Source organism: Aurantibrevibacter litoralis (genome assembly GCF_034651555.1).
Classification (GTDB): Bacteria; Bacteroidota; Bacteroidia; order Flavobacteriales; family Flavobacteriaceae; genus Aurantibrevibacter; species Aurantibrevibacter litoralis.
Window position 1 is genome coordinate 167,225 of the sequence record NZ_JAYEEQ010000002.1, and the last position, 20,253, is coordinate 187,477.

The following is a 20,253-nucleotide window of genomic DNA, read 5'->3' on the forward strand; positions in this document are numbered from 1 at the left end:
AGGATTAGCTTTGAACATCTAAAAATTATGAAACTCAGCGCACACAACATAATGAAGTCCTACCGGGGGCGCCAGGTCGTTAAAGGTATTTCTTTGGAAGTAAATCAAGGAGAAATTGTGGGACTTTTGGGTCCTAATGGTGCTGGAAAAACGACCTCCTTTTATATGATTGTGGGACTTATAACACCCAATGGTGGACAAATATTTCTGGACAATATGGAAATCACCAAGTTTCCTATGTACAAAAGAGCGCAAAACGGGATTGGCTACTTAGCACAAGAGGCATCAGTTTTTAGAAAATTAAGTATTGAAAAGAATATTCTTAGCGTGCTCCAATTAACTAAAATGACCAAGAAAGAACAGGAACTAAAAATGGAGTCGCTCATTGAAGAGTTTGGTTTGGGGCATATACGCAAAAACAGGGGAGATCTACTCTCCGGAGGCGAAAGAAGACGTACTGAAATTGCTCGTGCTCTAGCGACCGATCCCAAATTTATATTGCTAGACGAACCTTTTGCCGGGGTAGATCCGGTAGCCGTAGAGGATATACAGCGCATAGTGGCACAATTAAAAGATAAAAATATTGGTATCCTTATTACCGACCACAATGTGCAAGAAACCTTGGCCATTACCGAACGATCGTACCTCATGTTCGAAGGCGGTATTCTAAAATCGGGTATTCCGGAAGATTTGGCCGCAGACGAAATGGTACGTAAAGTGTATTTGGGTCAAAACTTTGAGCTTCGCAAAAAGAAATTAGGCTTCTAGTACTATCGTCCATATCGCTTCGGAGTCGTAATTCCCTACTTTGCCCTACACCGGAAAACAGTGCTATGTTTTTCTAAATTTCCGTACCCTTTTGCAGGTTTCACAAATACGCATTATTCATCAGAAATTTCGAATTATGCGCTCCTTTTAGGAACAGCTTCTCCTGTTACTGAAAATTTAGGTTTCACTTCACCTGACTAAAAAGTCGGTTCACTTTCCATTTTATCGGCTTCACCCAAAAAGTGCTATTCTTACCTTCATTAGTGCCCTACTTTTGTCCAAGAAATCGATCTAAAAAAATAATTTTAAAATAGTAAATCATGAAAAAAATAAGTGTCATCGCCGGAATTGCAATTTTAGCCGTTGTACTCATTTCATTTAAAACAAAACACAAACACCATGCTTGGAATCAAAAAATAGAACATAAGGTAGATCCTATTTCTTTTGCGCATCTTTTTGCAGAAGGCCTAAAGTGGGAAAATGAACTGGCGCTACTAGAGCCCAACGACATTAAGGTGATTGAAGTTGAGGAAGATATTGAATTTGATTTTGATGTAACCTCCTATTTACCAGAAGGTTTTAACCCCTACAAGCACATGAATGTAGAAGTAAAGAAGCATCTTACTGAAGAAGAAGAAGCACTATTATCTAAAAAAGAAATAGAACAACTTTTTGCGGAAGGAATTCAATGGGAAAAAGAAGCGTTTCAACTTTCTGCCGACGACATCCATGTGATTGAAGTAGAAGAAGAAATTGATGTATGCCATGAAAAAAATAACGGACGAACAGAGGTTAACTCCCATGATGTAAATCCCACCTCGCCTTATTTTACTTCTTTGGAATTAGAAAAAATATACCATTTCTATGCGTCCGATACTCAAAATTTAGATTTTCAAGCAGAATTGCAAACGTTGGGTTATGGGTTTAGCGCGGTCAAGGAAGCAGCAACTTTCCTTTCCGCAGATGATATCCATGTTTTTGAAGTAGAAGAAGACGTAGACCTTGGCGTACTCTTAGTAAACTAATTACCCCTAAACTTTGATCCCAATTTAAAATAAAACCTTTAAAAAAGTTATCTAATCCGAATAAACCAACGAAAAATCGGAAGTTTATTCGGATTTTAGCATTTTAGTCTTGCGAATACCATTTTGTTACCATAGTATAAACAAGGCCACGACTTGCAGTTGACCTTTAAGCGATATAAAATTTGGAGTTTGAAATAAAATAGAAATGAATAAAAACGGGCATCAGCGAAATATACAAGTAAAACAAGGTGAAATTACCAAAATTGCCTTGTTGATCTCTTTTCTGATTAATCTGCCCCGTGCCGTCTATTTTTACAGGGTAACGCATCTTTCATTAGAAAGTTTCAAGGAGGGTTGGATGCTGGATCTGTTGACAAACTCGCTTTTCCTATTTGTATTCTCGTGGATAGCCTTACAAATCAATGCCAATATACCTTATCGCCTTCGTTTTACAAATCGCATCTATAAAATTCTTTTTATCATCCTTAGCAATTTGGTACTGCTTATTGGCGCCATTACGGTACTCAAATTTGGGCATCCCCTAGTGGTAGGCGATTTTCTAACTGTAGAAGAACGAAAATTTATCGATTTTAAATTCAGTTCTATTCTGCTTATTATTCTCTTTATTGCAAGAATTTTACGACTTAAAATTGCACAACGAGAAAATCTTTTGGAAAACGAATATTTAAAACAACAAAACCTTCAAAACGAACTTATTGCGCTAAAAAATCAAATTAATCCACATTTTCTGTTTAATTCTTTAAATACATTGGCTTCCCTTGTACGCGAGGATAAGGAAGCTACTACATTTATAAACAAGTTATCCTATATGTATCGCTATATTTTACAGAGCAGCGATCGGAATTTGGTAAGTGTAAGAGAAGAACTTAAATTTCTGGAGAGTTACAATTACCTTATTAAAACCCGATATAGAGACCGTTTTACCTTGTTAATCGACATTCCGGAGGCTCTTCAAGACACTCAAATTCCGCCCTTGGCCTTACAACTTTTGGTAGAAAACGCCGTAAAACACAACGAAATTTCGGAAGAATTTCCTTTAACAGTGCACATTTATACCAAAGAAGGATTCCTTTTTGTAGAAAATAAATTAAGGTTCCGTTCTTCTCTAGAGGATAGCACCGGAAACGGCCTAGTTAATTTAAGTAAGCGGTATTTTCTTTTACTTAAGCAAGAAATAACCGTTCATAAAGAAGACCATTTCTTCTCCGTTCGTTTGCCGTTACAGGTCATCTCCTAATTAAAACCCATATAAAGATAAATCAAAAACTTGCCTTATGAACGTTGTTATTGTAGAAGATGAAATTGCAGCGAGCGACAATCTTCAATACCTTTTGCAGCAAATCAATCCTACCATTGAGATCATCGCCGTCTTGGATTCGGTACGATCGGCGGTAGATTTTTTTTCGAAGCCTAACACAGCCGTGTTAATCTTTATGGATATTCATTTGGCCGACGGTATTTCGTTCGAAATTTTTGATCAAGTAAAAATCAGTATCCCGGTAATATTTACAACCGCATACGATAAGTACGCCTTACAAGCCTTTAAGGTAAACAGCATTGATTATTTACTGAAACCAATAAATGAAGACGAACTGTCTGAAGCTTTGGCGCAGTTTAAGAATCCTACCGAACCCGATCCGCAACTCAACGACCAAATGATGGGCTTATTACAGTTCATAAAAACTCAGGGGAAATCGTTTAAAACCACCTATTTAGTGAGTCATCGCGATCAGCTCATTCCTATTAAAACAAATGATATTGCGTATATTTTTATAGATACAGGCATTATTAAAGCGGTAACAGCGAGCCAACAAACCTATGTTATGGACGACAAACTTGAAGACATCGAGAAAGATCTTGACCCTCAAGCATTTTATCGCGTGAATCGGCAGTGTATTATAAATAGAACTGCCATTGCCCACATCACTACCTATTTTAACGGTAAATTAATCGTTACTGTGCTGCCGGCAGCTAAAGAACGTATTATTGTTTCCAAAGCAAAAGCCATGGATTTTAAAAAATGGCTAAACTCCTAATCCATATAGTAGCGAATTATAGCGTGTTTCACCACCAAAAACAACAAGTGGCGTTGTCTATTTCATTACTACGACCCGCTGTTTGTACGTTTAAAAACACAAATCCCCGATAAACGAAAAATACCTGCTCTCCCGTTTATCGGTGTTTTTTTACACTTAAGCCGTCTTTTATCCGGATACCGAAAAACAGGGTACTTTACCGATTTGCCCCCTTTAAAAATAGACTTGCGCGAGTTATTATAATAACAAAACGCAAGACATGAAAACGATACTTACTTTCTTCTTTATCCTTTTTATCGGAGTTGCTGCCCAAGCTCAAAATGCCACACCTGAAGTTAAGGTTGAAACTAGTACCATGGGAATTAAAACCAGTACGAATGAAGTAAGTGATGAAAACGAAAATAGCGTTGCCCGTTTATATCGATTTAAAAATGCCCAAGTAAAAAAAGCTTTGTCTTTTACCACCAAAAATAACAGACCTAAACTAGCCTAATGATGAGCCTACTTACTCTTTTATTCCCGGTTGTTTTATTTTGTAATTTAATTTCCGTTTTTCCGTCGCTACCATTTCCGCGACTTCTTGTAACAGTTGTTTGGCATCGTAGATAATACCGTCCTTAACGGTGTATGTTACACCTCCTACACGCACCACCTCATTTTCGTCTGTTAGTCGTATGGCACCTGTACCGTAAAGTACTTTTAAATTTTGAAGTGGATTTTCGGCTACAATCACAAAATCAGCCAATTTCCCGAGTGCTACACTTCCTAGAATGTGACTCTGCCCTAACGCCTCGGCACCGTTTAAAGTGGCAGAACGAATTATTTCTAAAGGATGAAAACCGGCCTCCCGAAGCAATTCCAGTTCGCGGATAAACGCAAATCCATACAACTGAAAAATAAAGCCGGAGTCTGAACCTGCTGTAACGCGCCCTCCTCTATTTTTGTATTCATTGATAAATGTCATCCATAACCTATAGTTTTCTTTCCAAGCTACTTCCTGTTCCGTACCCCAATCGTGCCAATACGAGCCATGCGAGATTTTACTGGGTTGATAAAATTCCCATAGCGAAGGCATAGTATACGTTTCATGCCATTCTGCACGGCGTGCTCGTTGTAAGTCGCGACTTGCCTCGTAAATATTAAATGTGGGGTTTATCGTAAAATTCAAGGCTAATAACTCTTCCATTACCGTATTCCAATGCTCCGAAAATGGTTTGGCTGCCTGCGCCCAAAGCGTGCCGGCATTTTCAAAACGATGCTGCTCATTTTGGTAGTTATAATCTAGTGGATAGTGTTGCACCGTAGTATTATCGAAAAGCGCTTCCGGCAATCCATACCAGTGCTCCATAGAGGTTAGTCCCGCTCTGGCAGAATGTAACACATTCCAACGAGCGACATTCAATTGGGCATGATGACAAGCCGATCCTAACCCCAATTTTTTATTTTCATCCAGTGCCGCAGCCATAATTTCGGGTTCTGCACCAAAAAATTTAATGCCATCTGCACCCATTTTGGCATTGGCTTTTACCCAGGCCCTCGCTTGTTCAGGAGTGGAAATAGGTATATCATTGAGCGGATTGAACCTTTCACTCGTTTGCCCAAAGCTGGTAAACGTATAAATGCGTGGTGCTACAATTTCATTTTTAGCACTTTTCCGTTTTAAGTCGAGCGACCAATCGATACTTCTTCCTCCTACTTCACGAACTGTTGTAACGCCATGCCCCATCCATAGTTTAAACACATAATCTGGCTCTGCACCCTGAGCCACCCCTCCAATATGGGCATGCATGTCTATAAACCCGGGCAAAAGATACATTCCGGAACAATCTAATTCTTTGCCTCCCGGTTTTAACTGTGGCCTTTTTGATGCCTCAATGGCGACTCCGGGGTAGCCTACGACTTGTATTTTGGCAATAACATTGTTCTCTACTACAATATCAATAGGGCCTTGTGGAGGTGCTCCATTGCCATTAATTAGCGTAACGCCCCGGATAATCAATTGCGAGAAGGGACCATCTCCGGTAGCAGATTGAGCAACCGTTTGTGGCATTCCTAAAACCAACCCCATCACTAGAACCAAAATAGTTTTTTGCATCATTGTTCAGTGTTATTACAAATAGGACTTCCTAATTACTCTTTGGGAACCTCAATGTGGTTACCCAAAAATAATGCGTTTAAAAATAATTTATTGGTGCCATACCAAGAACCTCTAAAATTAGGATTGTCGGCAAAAAGCACTACCCTACCGCTGCCCAAGGCACTTACCAACAACGAAGCGGACGGTTTTAAAAATTCATTCAGATTTTTATCGGTGATAAATCCATCTATATGAGGATTTGCACTATATTTTGCTACCGTGGCAAACTCATTTTTGCTGGGAGCCAACCACACGGAATTGTTTTTGTACACCGGAATAGAAGCATCGCGGTAGCCAAAAGCCAGCGGATGCGATGTATCCAAATCCACCTTAAAAATAGCACCCCCTAACCGTTCCTTTCCCAAATACTCACTCGCATCCACATAGGGTTTTCGGATTGCCGTTTTGGTAGAGTCCTTTTCCGGTTTGGTACGTTTCTCTTCTACTATTTTTTTGTCGATAGCCCATTGCGATGCAGTACCAATGGTAATTAAGGTATTGCCTTTTTTAACCCAATCGCTAAGCTTCTTTTGTTGCGATTCGCTTAATTGATAGGTGCCCGACACCATCACCAACACCGTATATTTATCTAAATCATGCCGGTTAAATCGATGCAATTGTAATTTAGTGATCGGCATATGCACACGAGTATCCAAAAGATGCCATACTTCACCCACTTCATACGATCTTGTACCTTCTCCTACCAAAATAGCCGCTTTCGGTTTTTTTAAAGCTTTTACATACCTACTCCCTAAATCGATCCCTTCTACACTATAGCCTGTAGATAGCGCATAGCCGGGCACATTAAATTTTTGTTGTGCTTCTTGTACCCATGTAAACACCGTGGTAGCATCTTCATCTTGTAAGGATACCGGAACAATCAGTGCACCAAAATTGAATTTTTTCGCTCCAGCGGTAGTTTGCGCGGTAAAAGGCTTAAATGCCGAAGACAGCACCAACCCTTTCTCCTGTAAATAATGCAATGCTGCAGGCGCATTATAATCATCCCAATCTAATATATAGGCATAATCAGACTTCGTTATAGGTGCATTCATTGCCAAGTTATCTGTGGATACAATTTTATCACCTATATTTAAATTGCTAACCGCATTGTACTTCATATTATAAAAATTGGCCAATGACCATGCTGAGGCGTCATAGTAAACACTATCTCTATAAGTACTATAGGTCTCAAAAACCGTCTGTACCATTCGATATTGGGGTTGATTTGTAGGAACTACGTAAGCATCACTTCCAGATCGATAAACCTCCACCTTATGACGTAACAGTTTATCAATAAATGCGCTAACCCTATTTTTATCGTACTCATCCTTAAAAACATAACCCTTAGTTTTACTCTTGGCCGCATTGCTCAAGGCGCTTTTAAAAAATCTTTGCTGGTACTTATAGAGCAACGCTTTATGGGCCACAGCAGCCTTAACCGTAGTTATGCTAGAAGTGTATTGGTTGCGAATGGTAAAGGGAAACGTAATCTCTCCAAAGGGAGTGGTTTGCTTATGTCCTCGGGAGCTCGCTTGTTCAAACAAAATACCTAAACCACCTTGTATATCCGGGTAAGACGATCCATACCCCGGATAGGTGCCATCAAAGACTTCCTTGGTGAAATAAAAAGAACCTATGCTGTCTAGTGCTTTGGCGTAGTAATCGCCAAAAATCGAATTTAAATCCTCATAATTCTCTTTTGGCATAATTGGGTTTAACGCACCGTTGGTTTTCAAAGGTTCAAAAAAATAGGTGCTTTGACTCCCCATTTCATGAAAATCGGTTACTACATTGGGATACCATTGATGATACCATGCCAGCTTTCCTTGGCTCTCCGGATTTACCGCCAGCAGCCAATCCCTATTCAAATCAAACCAATAGTGATTGGTACGCCCACCTGGCCAGTTTTCATTGTGCTCTGCATCTTGCGGATCGGCTACTAAGGGATTACCCTGATAGCTATTGGCCCACTGTGTGTGGCGGTCTCTACCGTCCGGGTTTATGGTAGGATCTATGAAAAGGACGGCATCTTTTATATAGTTTAAAATTTCCGGATGAGTCGAGGCCACAAACGTATAGGCCGTGAGTAATGCCGCCTCGGAACTAGAAGGTTCATTTCCATGTACGTTATATCCTAAATTAATAAAAACAGGTACCTCATCATAATTGGTAACCGTTTTATTAGGATCGGTAAAGGCTAAATGTTGTTGTTTTATGGTTTCTAAATTGGTTACATTTTCCGGTGCTGTAACCGTAAGGATAAGCAGTTTTCTTCCTTCATGCGTTTTTCCGTAATAGGTGATTGTAGCCCTGTCGGAAAGCTCTGCCAACTTTTCTAAATAGGCCACAATTAAATCATGACGGGTGTGGTGTTCTCCTATGCCGTATCCTAAAAATTGTTCCGGGGATGGTATGTCTGACTTAAACGGGTGGAATTTCTTTAAAAAATAATCTTGACTGTAGCTGTAGGCACTTGAAAGAAGCACCAAAAAAAGTATTTTCTTTACCATAACGCTCATTTTGAATATCCTTCTAAGATACTACAATCTCAATGAATTTGCCATTTTTTAACCCAACCCATCTACGAATTTAGGGATTGCCAAAAAAAAAGGCACTACACTACGAACCCCCCAACAAAGTGCGTACTTTAGGAGTACTTTATCAGCAAAAATCCTTTAGATTCTAGCTCAGAAGAACGAAATAGCCAGCTTCTATCCATGCGAATAGCGCAAAATAAGGATAAACGCCACAATTCCTGTATTCCTCTAAATTGCCAAACTTCACTAAAAAAATTGATTTAAAAAAAACGATAAGAGCCGAGAGGATCTAATCCTCCGTAGTGTCTTAACGGAGATTTGATGTAAATTTTAGGTGTCAGGGTTTCTCGTTAGGTAAACGAATGAAGCTGTTGCCCAATTTCTTCAAACCTCACAATGTAATTAGTACCTTTAGCACTAAAGTCTCTGGTGATAGAACCCTTTAATTGGCGCGCTAAATTATGAATCAACTTAAGTCCTAAAGATTTCGAAGTTTTGTAATTTACGACTTCCGGACAGCCAATGCCATTGTCGCCAATATTGAGTACATACTCCTGTGCTTCACCCTTTTTAAGTGCGATGTGTATCTCGCCACTGTTGTCACCGGTTATTCCATATTTTAATGAATTGGTTATCGTTTCATTAATGAGCAACCCTAAGGGTATAGCTGTATCTATGCCCAAACGTATATCTTTAATATCAATATGTAAGGTAACGTTGTTCTCTACTCCTTTTACAGAACGCACGAGATATTCACTTAATTCTTTCACATAAGAATCGTATTCAATCCCGGTTAAATCTTCGCGCATGTAGAGCATTTCATGTACCATAGCCATGGAAATCACCCTATTCTGACTACTTTTAAAGAGATTTTTCACATGAATATCTTCTGTATTTCGACTTTGTAAACTTAACAGACTGGAAACTGTTTGCAAATTATTTTTTACACGGTGATGTATTTCCTTCAGCAACATTTCCTTTTCAACAATACGTCCTTCCAGTTCGTTCTTGGATTTATAGAGTTTTCGTTGAATTTTCATGACGTGCTTTCCAAAAATACCTCCTAAAAGATATATCGTAAACAATACACTAAGAAAACTAAATAATTCTCCGGAAGCTTCGGGAACCACGTTATACGTAAATTGTAAGGGGACCCAATGCTGTGCATAAATTAGTGTAACCATGGCAAGTGACGCATAAAGGTATACTTTGCCTAAGGTTGGGGTACTTACATAGCCTGCAAGGACAATAAGCGCCAACACAAAGATAAAAGGACTCGTAATACCGCCACTATAGAGTGTAATGATGACCGCGGCAATTATGGCTAAAAGGGATGTGATATTATACGTTAGCCTAAGGTTTTGATGCCATTTAAACAGGAAAGTATTAAGGATACTTAAAAAGGCAAAGAGTATAAATACATGAGGAATAACATCATAAATATGCAATGCAAAAATGGCCATAAGACCAAATAGCAACGCAAAAATAGCCGTAGCATAATTGACCTTTTGAAGCAACCGGACTTTGTCCTGCCACTGCTCATGATCTTTGGGTGGTGTATACATCCGAATGTTTTTAAATTCTACACAACTTTACTTCTTTCCAAGTCATGTCCTTACGGTAAAACTAAGTATGTTTTGATATACAATCCAAATAAAATGTGAAACCCGCACCGCCCAATGTATGACCGTAAAGGTAATTAACGCAACCAAACAAAATGTCTGAATCAATTAAAAGCATTAACGTCGATGGTAACCTTTTTTTATTTTATAAAAACTTCATAATAACCTATTTAACTAAAAATAAAAGGTACGAAACCGGTGCTAAATATTACCCTTCCCTTTCTGCTTTGGGTACCAAATCTGTTAAATCGGCAATTTTTACGGCCTGTCCACTACTTATACTTTTGCGGGCGGCAATTCCAATAAGGCACGACATGGCGCCGTCGCGACTACCTGCCGCTCGTCCAAAAGGATCCTTTTCTTGCGTTTTTTTGAATATATGGTCTTGCAAACGTTGATCGCCTCCTCCATGACCCGCCTTTTCAGTAGTTACGTTTACGGTTTCAAAATCATTCCATAATTTATGAACAATAATTGGATCTGTAGTAAAGGCATCACTTTCAGATTGGTCCATTTCCCGAGTATGTAGTTCTGCTTGATCTATTTGCGCATTTTTTATATAGGGGATGTCCAGCCACGCCTCTATGCGTCCCTCCGTGCCATTAAAAGCAACGCGCCATCCTTCAATAGGCGAATAGGTAGTTAGAGAATAATTAAGCTGCACCTTATTTTTATATTTTACCTGAGCAGACATTTTATCATAGATATCAATATTGTCTCTAAACAGACAATTGTCCCGAATGTATCCATCATGCTTTTCATGATCTACGTACAATTTCATGAGTCGTTCGTCTTTGGTAATATCAAAATAAAAATCGCACTCCGTTTTAAAATCGCAGCTACGGCAATTCTTACCTTTAAAAGGGCCGTTCTTTCCATAAAATTCCAAATCGCCATAGGCAAAAACTTCACTGGGCTCAGAATTAATCCACCAATTTAACAAATCAAAATGGTGCGTTGCCTTATGTACCCAAAGGGATCCGCTCTCTTGCATTTCCCCGTGCCATCTTCTAAAATACGAGGCGCCATGATAGGTATTTAAATACCAATTAAAATCTACTGAGGTAAGTTTCCCAATAGATTTCGATGCTAATAGCTCCTTTATTTTGGTAGCGTAAGGGCTCCAACGGTAATTAAATCCTACAATAAGATTTTTATTTGATTTTCGTTCAGCATCTAAAATAGCCTGACACTTTACTTCATCTGTGGTTAATGGCTTTTCTGTGAGTACATCGTGCCCCATCTGTAACCCTTTTATGATAAACTCATGGTGATTGGTATCCTTGGTAGTAACGATGATAAGATCGGGTTTTGTTCTTGCCACCATGGTCTCAAAATTGATAAACGTAGGGCAAGACACTCCAATAAAGCTTTTGGCGTATTCCAAACGCCCCGGATTAACATCGCACAACCCTACAAACTCCAAAATATCGGCATATTCTTGCACCAGTCTTTGGCCCCAAAAAGTAATACCTCTAATACCTGTACCTACGAGTGCCACTTTTAATTTCACCGGTTTACCAAAGCTAAAGGCACTTAGCGGGAATGCAGCACTTGCTGCCAACATGCTTACTGAAGTTAAAAATTTTCTTCTTTTATTTTCCATGGGTAATGGGATTAGGATATAGGTCTTTCCTGTAAATATATAGAATTCTAAAAATAAAAAGCGGTAATTCATGGAATTACCGCTTTTTAAAGTCTATGCACGCTGTGTGTCTTACTCCTCCGTAATTACCCAATCGCCCTTTTGAATAAGCAACTCTGCTTGCTTGTATTTCATGGTCTTACTCTCGCCGGACAAGACATTTTTTATAGTAACCCTCTCATTTCTTCCAATTTTAGCACTTTCCCGAACGATTGTTTCTGTCACTTGAGGTCTACCGCCCTGTTGTTGCGCCAGCGCTCTGTTTTGAGCTGCCCTTTCGTCGCTGTTAGGAATTTCGGCTTTTGAGGTTTGCAATTGCTCCTTGGGTCGTCTTAATTTGGCCGCTTCTTGGATTTGATTTGGATTCGAAGTAGGCAATTCGCCTTTGTATAAGAAAGAAACCACCTCCTTATTCACCTTTTCCATCATGGCCTTAAAAAGTTCAAAAGCTTCAAACTTATAAATGAGCAACGGATCTTTCTGTTCGTGGACGGCCAACTGTACCGATTGCTTTAATTCGTCCATTTTTCGAAGATGTGTTTTCCAAGCATCATCTACAATAGCCAGCGTAATATTTTTCTCAAAATCGGTTACCAATTGTTTTCCGTTGGTCTCATACGCCTCTTTTAAGTCGGTTACCACCTGTAGCGTTTTTATACCGTCTGTAAAAGGTACTACAATCCGCTCAAACGTATTGGCGTTGTCCTCATATACTTTTTTTATAACCGGAAAGGCTGTTGCCGCATTGCGCTCCATTTTGGACAGATAGTAGTCATAGGCCTCTTTATACACTTTTGCGGCGATATCAAGTGCACTAAGCTTGGTAAAATCATTTTCGGAAATGGGTGACGCAATGGAAAAATACTTAATTAATTCAAATTCAAAGTTTTTGTAATCGTTGGCTCCTTTATTGGTTTCAGCAATCACTTCACAGGTATCGTACACCATATTGGCAATATCCAATTTAAGGCGTTCTCCCTGAAGGGCATGATTTCTTCTTTTATACACCACTTCGCGTTGGGAATTCATTACATCATCATACTCCAACAGCCGTTTGCGTATCCCAAAGTTGTTTTCTTCCACTTTTTTCTGTGCCCGTTCTATGGATTTGGTCATCATGGAATGCTGTATCACTTCACCTTCTTCCAAGCCCATGCGATCCATCATCTTAGCGACCCTATCTGAACCAAACAAACGCATTAGGTTATCTTCTAGCGACACATAGAATTGCGAACTTCCCGGATCTCCTTGCCTACCGGCCCTACCCCTTAACTGCCTGTCTACACGTCTGGAATCGTGACGTTCGGTACCCACAATAGCTAAACCTCCTGCTTTTTTTACTTCATCGGAAAGCTTAATATCCGTTCCGCGTCCTGCCATGTTGGTCGCAATAGTAACAATACCCGATTTTCCTGCTTCTGCTACAATATCGGCTTCCTTTTTGTGCAATTTTGCGTTTAACACATTGTGAGGCACTTTTCGTATGGTAAGCATACGCGAGAGTAGTTCGGAAATTTCAACTGAAGTAGTTCCGATTAACACCGGTCTTCCGGCAGCCGAAAGTTTGGTTACTTCTTCAATGATTGCATTGTATTTCTCCCGTTTGGTCTTGTAAATTAGATCATTCCTGTCGTCTCTAGCAATGGGCCTGTTGGTTGGGATTTCCATTACGTCTAATTTATAGATTTCCCAAAATTCACCGGCTTCGGTTACCGCAGTACCTGTCATCCCGGCCAGTTTTTTGTACATTCGAAAGTAATTCTGTAATGTAACCGTCGCAAAGGTCTGTGTCATGGCTTCTATTTTCACATTCTCCTTAGCTTCAATAGCCTGATGCAGTCCATCGGAATACCTACGACCGTCCATGATACGACCGGTTTGCTCGTCAACAATCAGGACCTTATTTTCCATGACCACATATTCCACATCCTTTTCAAAAAGGGTATATGCTTTTAGTAACTGACTCATGGTATGAATACGCTCACTTTTTACGGCAAAATCTTTAAATAAATGCTCCTTTTGAGCTGCCTCTTCCGTAATATCTAAATTTTGATTTTCTATTTTGGCGATTTCGGCACCAATATCGGGCATTACGAAAAAGTCCTTATCGGTATCTCCAGAAATATGTGCAACACCTTTGTCTGTGAGTTCTATTTGATTATTTTTTTCGTCGATTACAAAAAGGAGTTCTTCATCTACCACCGGCATTTCCCGGTTGTTATCTTGCATGTAAAAATTCTCAGTCTTTTGCAGTAACTGCTTAATACCCTCTTCACTTAAAAACTTAATTAACGCTTTATTTTTAGGTAAGCCTCGGTGTACGCGCAACAATAAAAAACCACCCTCTTTTGTATTGCCTTCTGCAATATACTTTTTTGCTTCCGCCAACACCCCGGTTAAATACTGCCTTTGCCGCTGTACGATATCATGAATCTTGGGTTTCAGTTCATTAAATTCGTGACGATCACCTTCAGGTACGGGGCCAGAAATAATTAAGGGTGTACGGGCATCATCAATCAGAACTGAATCTACTTCATCTACTATAGCATAATGGTGTGGCCGTTGTACTAAATCTTTTGGGATATGTGCCATATTATCCCTCAGATAATCAAATCCAAATTCATTATTGGTACCATAGGTAATATCAGCATTATAAGCCGCCCTACGACCTTCTGAATTAGGCATATGGTTATCAATACAATCTACCGAAAGTCCATGAAATTCGAATAAGGGCGCCATCCATGCACTGTCCCTTTTTGCCAGATAATCATTCACAGTAACCAAGTGTACTCCATTGCCCGTAAGCGCATTTAGATACATGGGCAACGTAGCCACCAACGTTTTTCCTTCTCCGGTTTGCATTTCGGCTATCTTTCCTTGGTGTAGCGCAATACCCCCTATGAGCTGCACATCGTAATGCACCATATCCCAGGTAACTTCTTTCCCGGCGGCATTCCACGAGTTTTTCCAAATAGCCTGGTCTCCCTCTAGTGCCACGTAGGTTTTGGTTGCGGACAATTTTCGGTCAAATTCCGTAGCAGTTACCTCAATGTTTTCATGCTGCACAAACCGTTTGGCTGTTTCCTTCATCACAGCGAAGGCTTCCGGTAAAATGGCATTGAGCGTATCTTCAGAAATTTTGTAATGCTCTTCCTTAAGTTTGTCTATTGCGGCGTAACTATCCTCATTTTTATCAATGTCGATGGACTGTTTAACCGCTTCTTCTATTTTTTCAATTTCGGTAGTTATTGTCAGTCCTGCTTCCTTTAACGTATTTCTAAACGCTTGAGTCTTGGCTCGAAGGGCATCGTGACTTAATTGTTCCAGTTCTTTTTCAAAAGATAAAATCTGGTTTATTAGTGGTTTTAAGGCCTTAACGTCTTTTTCGGATTTGTCTCCCACAAAAACCTTGAGTACCGTATTAATAAAATTCATATATGTTTTTTTAATGATCGTTTTTAACTGATGGGTAGCACCAAACTCTCCCTTTAAATTTAATTTATTTGCCTTTGGAAAAAGGGCTTCGAGGTAGTGACTGTTGTTTCAAAATTGCAGCTTCAAAATTACGTAAAAAAAAAGCCTCCAAGGAGACTTTTTTGTTGTAATTCAGTTAATATTATTAATACTCGTCCTCGTTCCAGAGGTAGTCTTCTTCCGTAGGATAATCAGGCCAAATTTCTTCGATAGATTCATAGATTTCACCGCCTTCCTCTTCCATTGATTGCAAATTTTCCACAACTTCCAACGGGGCTCCTGTTCGGATTGCATAATCTATAAGCTCATCTTTGGTAGCCGGCCAAGGTGCATCACTTAAATATGAAGCTAGTTCTAAAGTCCAATACATCTTTGTATAATTTAATTTTTTGCAAAAATAATTTTTAAACGCAGAAAGTCAAGTTTTTTTACAACTATTTCAACCTATTTATCAACAATAGTATGATTTTCCCTTTTACCCGAGGTTTGCTTTGCGAGTTTACGCATCAATTCTATCCGGAATCCATTTTATTTCGTCGGCGTTAAGATCCTGCGAAAGCTTTCGTGCCAACACAAATAAATAATCGGAAAGACGATTGAGATACGGCAGCACATTCGCTTCAAAAGGTGCCAATTGATGCAATTGTACTGCCATGCGCTCTGCACGCCTGCATACTGTACGGGCTATATGGCAATAGGAAACCGTTGTATGGCCGCCCGGCAAAATAAAATGGGTCATTGGCGGTAGCAGCTGGTTCATAGCATCGATTTCGGTTTCGAGCAAAAGAATGTCTTCGGACGTAATTTTCTGGATGTTTAATCGCTGTTTGCCATTGTGTAGCACACTTTTTACCGGATCTGTAGCCATTACAGCTCCTAGTACAAATAATTTTTCCTGAATCTGCTTTAGAATTTCTTGATAGTGCATTGCAATTTGCTGATCTCGAACCAAACCCAACCACGAATTTAACTCGTCTAAGGTGCCGTAACTTTCAATACGGATATGATCCTTGCGCACTCGGGTGCCTCCAAAAAGTGCAGTAGATCCGCTATCTCCGGTTTTTGTGTATATTTTCATTTTGCTTTTTGATGCTTGCTATTCCGGCTTTTTATCTTCTTCTTTTTTTCTTTCACGCACTTGCCGACTGTCCATAAATCCCCTTGATTTTCGTTCTTTCCAACGCTTTTTAGACATGGCCTGCACGCCAAAATAAATCACTACCAAAACAGCGACAACAATATAAATGGTATTGTTTTCCATGGTACGCTAATTTAATTCCTAAAATTACAGTTTTATATTCTAATCTTAAAATGCTCTTTCAACTGTTCTTTTCTAAAAAAAAGTAGTCCGCAGTAAAACAAATCTACCGTTACCGTAATAGCGGGCAATGCCTTTGCCATTTCCCAATGGTGTTGCGATTCTTTTGTACGATATATATCACTAAGCAACACTAGGGTGTTATTGTGCATTTCTTCATTTCTCAGTATAATAGCTTTACTATGATGCAATGCGGATGCGTCTATATAAATTAAATCATAAGGCGGTTGTAGCGATGTATTCCAATCCAATTCCTTTGCCAACTTCTTTTTTATGAGCTCATTTTCGGTGTATATTTTTATAGCTTCGGTCCGAAAATAGGACTTGCATTTACGCAAAACAGCTATGGATTTGGTAGATTTGGTGGCATCCATCTTTTTGTAAAGACATTGGGTTACAAAGGCATATACAAAAGGGGAATGAACCCCGTGCTGATTGCTAGAATTCCATAAAAATATAAGATACTTAAAAAAAAAATGCATTGATCCTTCGCCGTTTTATTAGCCCTCCATGAGCATCGAAAGTTCTAACCAACGATCTGTTTTCACCTCGAGCGAATCTATCACGTTTTTTAGAGCTATAGACCGCTGCACCAATGCCTCTCCTGTTAACGACGCATCGGCAAAACTCTGTTGCATTTCGGTTTTCTGTTGCTCTAAACGCTGTATTTCCTTTTCCAATTGCTGGTATTCTTTTTGTTCAGCATAGCTCAGTTTTTTGGAATTATCTTGGGTCTTCCATACATTTTTGGAAAGTTGGCTTTGTGCGTTTTCTGCTTTTACCACCTTATTTTCTTGCTCGGCACTATCTTCATAGGCTCTAAAATCGGAGTAATTGCCCGGGAAATCTTCAATAACGGCATCGCCCCTAAACACAAAAAGATGATCTACAATTTTGTCCATAAAGTATCGATCATGAGACACTACCAAAAGGCAACCCGGAAAATCTAACAGAAAATCTTCCAATACATTTAGCGTCACAATATCCAAATCATTGGTAGGCTCATCCAATATTAAAAAATTAGGATTTTGAATGAGAACCGTACAGAGGTATAAGCGTTTGCGTTCGCCACCACTAAGCTTTTCTACATAATCGTACTGCTTTTTCCGATCAAAAAGAAAACGTTCCAACAATTGTTGGGCAGAAATTTGACCGCCCTTTTTTAAGGGGATATAATCTCCGAATTCCCGAATGACTTCAATCACCTTCTGCCCGGGTTTTATAGTAATACCGGCCTGAGTGTAATACCCAAATTTAATGGTTTCGCCCACTACTACTTTCCCGGTATCTGGGACATCCGTTCCGGTTAACACATTCAAAAAAGTCGATTTTCCGGTACCGTTTTTTCCGATAATGCCTATGCGTTCTCCTTGCAAAAAAATGTATTCAAACGCATTTAAAATGGGTTTATTAGGGTACGATTTGGAAACTTTGTGAAGCTCCAACACCTTGCTCCCCATGCGTTCCATATTAATTTCCAGTTGTACTTTGTGATCCTTTCTGCGTTGGGAAGCCTTTTCTTTTATAGCCTGAAAATCATCTATTCTAGATTTGGATTTGGTAGTTCGGGCTTTGGGCTGTCTTCGCATCCAATCGAGCTCCTTTTTAAAAAGTTGTTTGGATTTGTGCTGCTCTACAGCCTCCTGTTCTAGTCGAGCCTCTTTCTTTTCCAAATAATAAGAATAATTCCCTTTATACGAATAAAGTTGACCATTATCCAATTCTATAATCTCATTGCACACCCGCTCTAAAAAGTAGCGATCGTGAGTTACCATAAACAGGGTTACGTTTTCCTTGGCGAAATACTGCTCTAACCATTCTATCATTTCCAAATCTAGGTGGTTGGTAGGCTCATCCATAATCAACACATCGGGTCGGTTAATTAGGGCGTTGGCTAAGGCGAGCCGCTTTTTCTGTCCTCCGGATAAACTACCTACTTTTAGCTGTAAATCTTCTAATTTTAATTTGAAAAGAATTTGCTTGTATTGATTTTCAAAATCCCATGCCCCAAAATGATCCATTTCATCGAATGCTTTTTGATAGGCGTCCTCGTTCTCGGGATGCTGTAATGCCTTTTCATAATTGGCTATAATACGCAACACATCGCTATCCGATGCCAAAATAGTCTCCTCTATGGTGTGATTGGGGTCTAAATCGGGCTCTTGCTCTAAATACGATATACGAATTTCCTTGCGGTAATTTACCCTTCCGGAGTCCGGAGATTGGTTGCCCGAAATAATATTGAGGATAGCCGTTTTTCCGGTACCATTTTTTGCGATTAAGGCAATTTTTTGATCTTTATTGATACCAAAAGAGAGGTCTTTAAAAAGTACAAGTTCCCCAAAAGATTTTGATATATTTTCTACCGTAATAAGGTTCATTTTATGTATTAAAATTTAACTGAAATCAAGAAAAAGCATGCATACTTTTACCGGCGAAACTCCTTAATGTCCTGCTTTTTTGAAATGAAAGTGCAAAAATACGTATCTTAAACCCAACGCCGTCAACAACAGCAGTAATAATGGCGAAAATACTTGGATTTTTAAAACCCAAAGCAACAAGGCAAGAAGTAAGAGCCCACAGAGCACCATCATATAAAGGCCAAGCACGCTCCCTTTAGCTCGCTTAGAAAACAGAAAAAAAGCAACGATTATATTTAAAGGAAACGCCCATAAGACATTAAAATTAGAAACTGTAGTGGTATGTTCCGAAAGAAACCACAGAAAAAGAATGACAAAACCCGCTAGGCCGGTTGTAAAAAAAAGTATAAAATCTAACCATCTACTTTGGGTGTTTTTTCTGTAATCGCGGTACGTTATTCCAAGTACAAGCCCTAAAAGTAGTGAAAGCCAAAATAAAGGCGATAACCAAAAACTCGGCCGGGTTTCTTGTCCCTTTTCTTCTAAGATGGTTCGTTCTTGGAGCACTAAAGGTTTAGCTCCTAAAGTAGCATGCTGCATCTGTCGCATCACATAATTAGGCAAAAAGAGATGCTCTTGGGGCGTGGCTGTTCTATCGATTACCGATCCTAAGGCCAAATCAATACCAAAGGCCGACCACGAATTGGTTTTTAAGTTTTGATGAATGAGTTCTCTAAACGTATATTGCTCTTTTAAATGCGTATAGTCATAGCGCAATGCATCGCCAAATGTGCGCACTAACACCTCTCCCATTTTGGTGGCGCAGTTATCAAAAAGGAAATCGTACTTATAATCCCTGTTTTCAGGACGATAATTGGTTTCTAAAAACGTAAAAAAATGGGCGGTTTGGGAGGCATCCAATTGCAACAGTTGTTCTTTTACCCATCGGTTTTCTACTTCATATTCATATATAAAATGCGCAAACGGTTGTCTGCTTAAGGAGTACAATAATTTTCCTTGTGTAAATTTGAGATAAAAATGGGGTGTATTAAAATCAAAAGTCCCATAATTATATACCACATCGATCTCCAAAATAGGATCAAAAACTCGGAACGCACTGTGGCCAAAGGTTGCATACAATTCTTCTCCTGAACCACAGGTAATGAGACTTATTTTTGCCGCCGGCGATAAGGTTACTTGTTGACTATAGCCCAAAGCCCAGCATCCTATAAAACAAAGTAACAATCGCTTTTTAAGTGTCATGTGCGGTACAGTACCAATGCATTTAACTGCAAATATCCGAATAA

16 protein-coding genes are annotated in these 20,253 nt (G+C 39.4%); 5 read left to right on the top strand and 11 right to left on the bottom strand.

Annotation, left to right across the window (positions count from 1 at the left end):
- Positions 1–27 precede the first annotated feature (27 nt).
- The 5 genes from lptB (at position 28) to U1E44_RS02805 (ending at position 4,343) form a co-directional block, all read left to right on the top strand.
- Complete coding sequence (gene lptB, locus U1E44_RS02785) at positions 28–768, top strand: LPS export ABC transporter ATP-binding protein (protein WP_322929476.1); 741 nt, start codon at positions 28–30, stop codon at positions 766–768.
- A gap of 320 nt (positions 769–1,088) precedes the next feature.
- Entirely contained in the window at positions 1,089–1,793 is a 705-nt protein-coding gene (locus U1E44_RS02790) for a hypothetical protein (RefSeq protein WP_322929478.1), read from the top strand.
- Positions 1,794–1,998: 205 nt separating this feature from the next.
- Complete coding sequence (locus tag U1E44_RS02795) at positions 1,999–3,051, top strand: sensor histidine kinase (RefSeq protein WP_322929480.1); 1,053 nt, start codon at positions 1,999–2,001, stop codon at positions 3,049–3,051.
- A 37-nt stretch (positions 3,052–3,088) separates the two neighbouring features.
- On the top strand, positions 3,089–3,850 hold the full coding sequence (locus tag U1E44_RS02800; protein ID WP_322929481.1) for a LytR/AlgR family response regulator transcription factor: 762 nt from the start codon (positions 3,089–3,091) through the stop codon (positions 3,848–3,850).
- Between the two features lie 259 nt (positions 3,851–4,109).
- On the top strand, positions 4,110–4,343 hold the full coding sequence (locus tag U1E44_RS02805; RefSeq protein WP_322929482.1) for a hypothetical protein: 234 nt from the start codon (positions 4,110–4,112) through the stop codon (positions 4,341–4,343).
- 12 nt (positions 4,344–4,355) lie between these two features.
- On the opposite strand, the gene U1E44_RS02810 is transcribed toward U1E44_RS02805, so the two are convergent.
- From U1E44_RS02810 to U1E44_RS02860, 11 genes are all read right to left on the bottom strand, one after another.
- Positions 4,356–5,918 (bottom strand): amidohydrolase family protein, encoded by a 1,563-nt coding sequence (locus U1E44_RS02810; RefSeq protein ID WP_323673839.1) that lies wholly within the window; start codon positions 5,916–5,918, stop codon positions 4,356–4,358.
- 62 nt (positions 5,919–5,980) lie between these two features.
- Complete coding sequence (locus tag U1E44_RS02815) at positions 5,981–8,500, bottom strand: M14 family metallopeptidase (RefSeq protein ID WP_322929485.1); 2,520 nt, start codon at positions 8,498–8,500, stop codon at positions 5,981–5,983.
- 377 nt (positions 8,501–8,877) lie between these two features.
- A complete protein-coding gene (locus U1E44_RS02820; protein WP_322929486.1) occupies positions 8,878–10,092 on the bottom strand; it encodes a sensor histidine kinase in 1,215 nt (404 codons plus the stop codon).
- 265 nt (positions 10,093–10,357) lie between these two features.
- Positions 10,358–11,827 carry a Gfo/Idh/MocA family protein gene (locus tag U1E44_RS02825; RefSeq protein ID WP_322929487.1) on the bottom strand — a complete coding sequence of 490 codons (1,470 nt, stop codon included), beginning with the start codon at positions 11,825–11,827 and terminating at the stop codon, positions 10,358–10,360.
- Between the two features lie 39 nt (positions 11,828–11,866).
- Positions 11,867–15,229 (bottom strand): preprotein translocase subunit SecA, encoded by a 3,363-nt coding sequence (gene secA, locus U1E44_RS02830; RefSeq protein ID WP_322929488.1) that lies wholly within the window; start codon positions 15,227–15,229, stop codon positions 11,867–11,869.
- Positions 15,230–15,413: 184 nt separating this feature from the next.
- Positions 15,414–15,638 (bottom strand): DUF2795 domain-containing protein, encoded by a 225-nt coding sequence (locus tag U1E44_RS02835; protein WP_013551418.1) that lies wholly within the window; start codon positions 15,636–15,638, stop codon positions 15,414–15,416.
- Between the two features lie 129 nt (positions 15,639–15,767).
- Positions 15,768–16,346 (bottom strand): cob(I)yrinic acid a,c-diamide adenosyltransferase, encoded by a 579-nt coding sequence (locus U1E44_RS02840; protein ID WP_322929517.1) that lies wholly within the window; start codon positions 16,344–16,346, stop codon positions 15,768–15,770.
- 18 nt (positions 16,347–16,364) lie between these two features.
- On the bottom strand, positions 16,365–16,529 hold the full coding sequence (locus tag U1E44_RS02845) for a hypothetical protein (RefSeq protein ID WP_322929518.1): 165 nt from the start codon (positions 16,527–16,529) through the stop codon (positions 16,365–16,367).
- A 32-nt stretch (positions 16,530–16,561) separates the two neighbouring features.
- The gene (locus U1E44_RS02850; RefSeq protein ID WP_322929519.1) at positions 16,562–17,068 is read right to left on the bottom strand and encodes a hypothetical protein; all 507 of its coding nucleotides are present in this window, start codon (positions 17,066–17,068) and stop codon (positions 16,562–16,564) included.
- 18 nt (positions 17,069–17,086) lie between these two features.
- On the bottom strand, positions 17,087–18,967 hold the full coding sequence (locus tag U1E44_RS02855; RefSeq protein ID WP_322929520.1) for an ABC-F family ATP-binding cassette domain-containing protein: 1,881 nt from the start codon (positions 18,965–18,967) through the stop codon (positions 17,087–17,089).
- A gap of 63 nt (positions 18,968–19,030) precedes the next feature.
- Positions 19,031–20,209, bottom strand: coding sequence for a lipoprotein N-acyltransferase Lnb domain-containing protein (locus U1E44_RS02860; protein ID WP_322929521.1), 1,179 nt, complete (start codon positions 20,207–20,209; stop codon positions 19,031–19,033).
- Between the last annotated feature and the right edge of the window lie 44 nt (positions 20,210–20,253).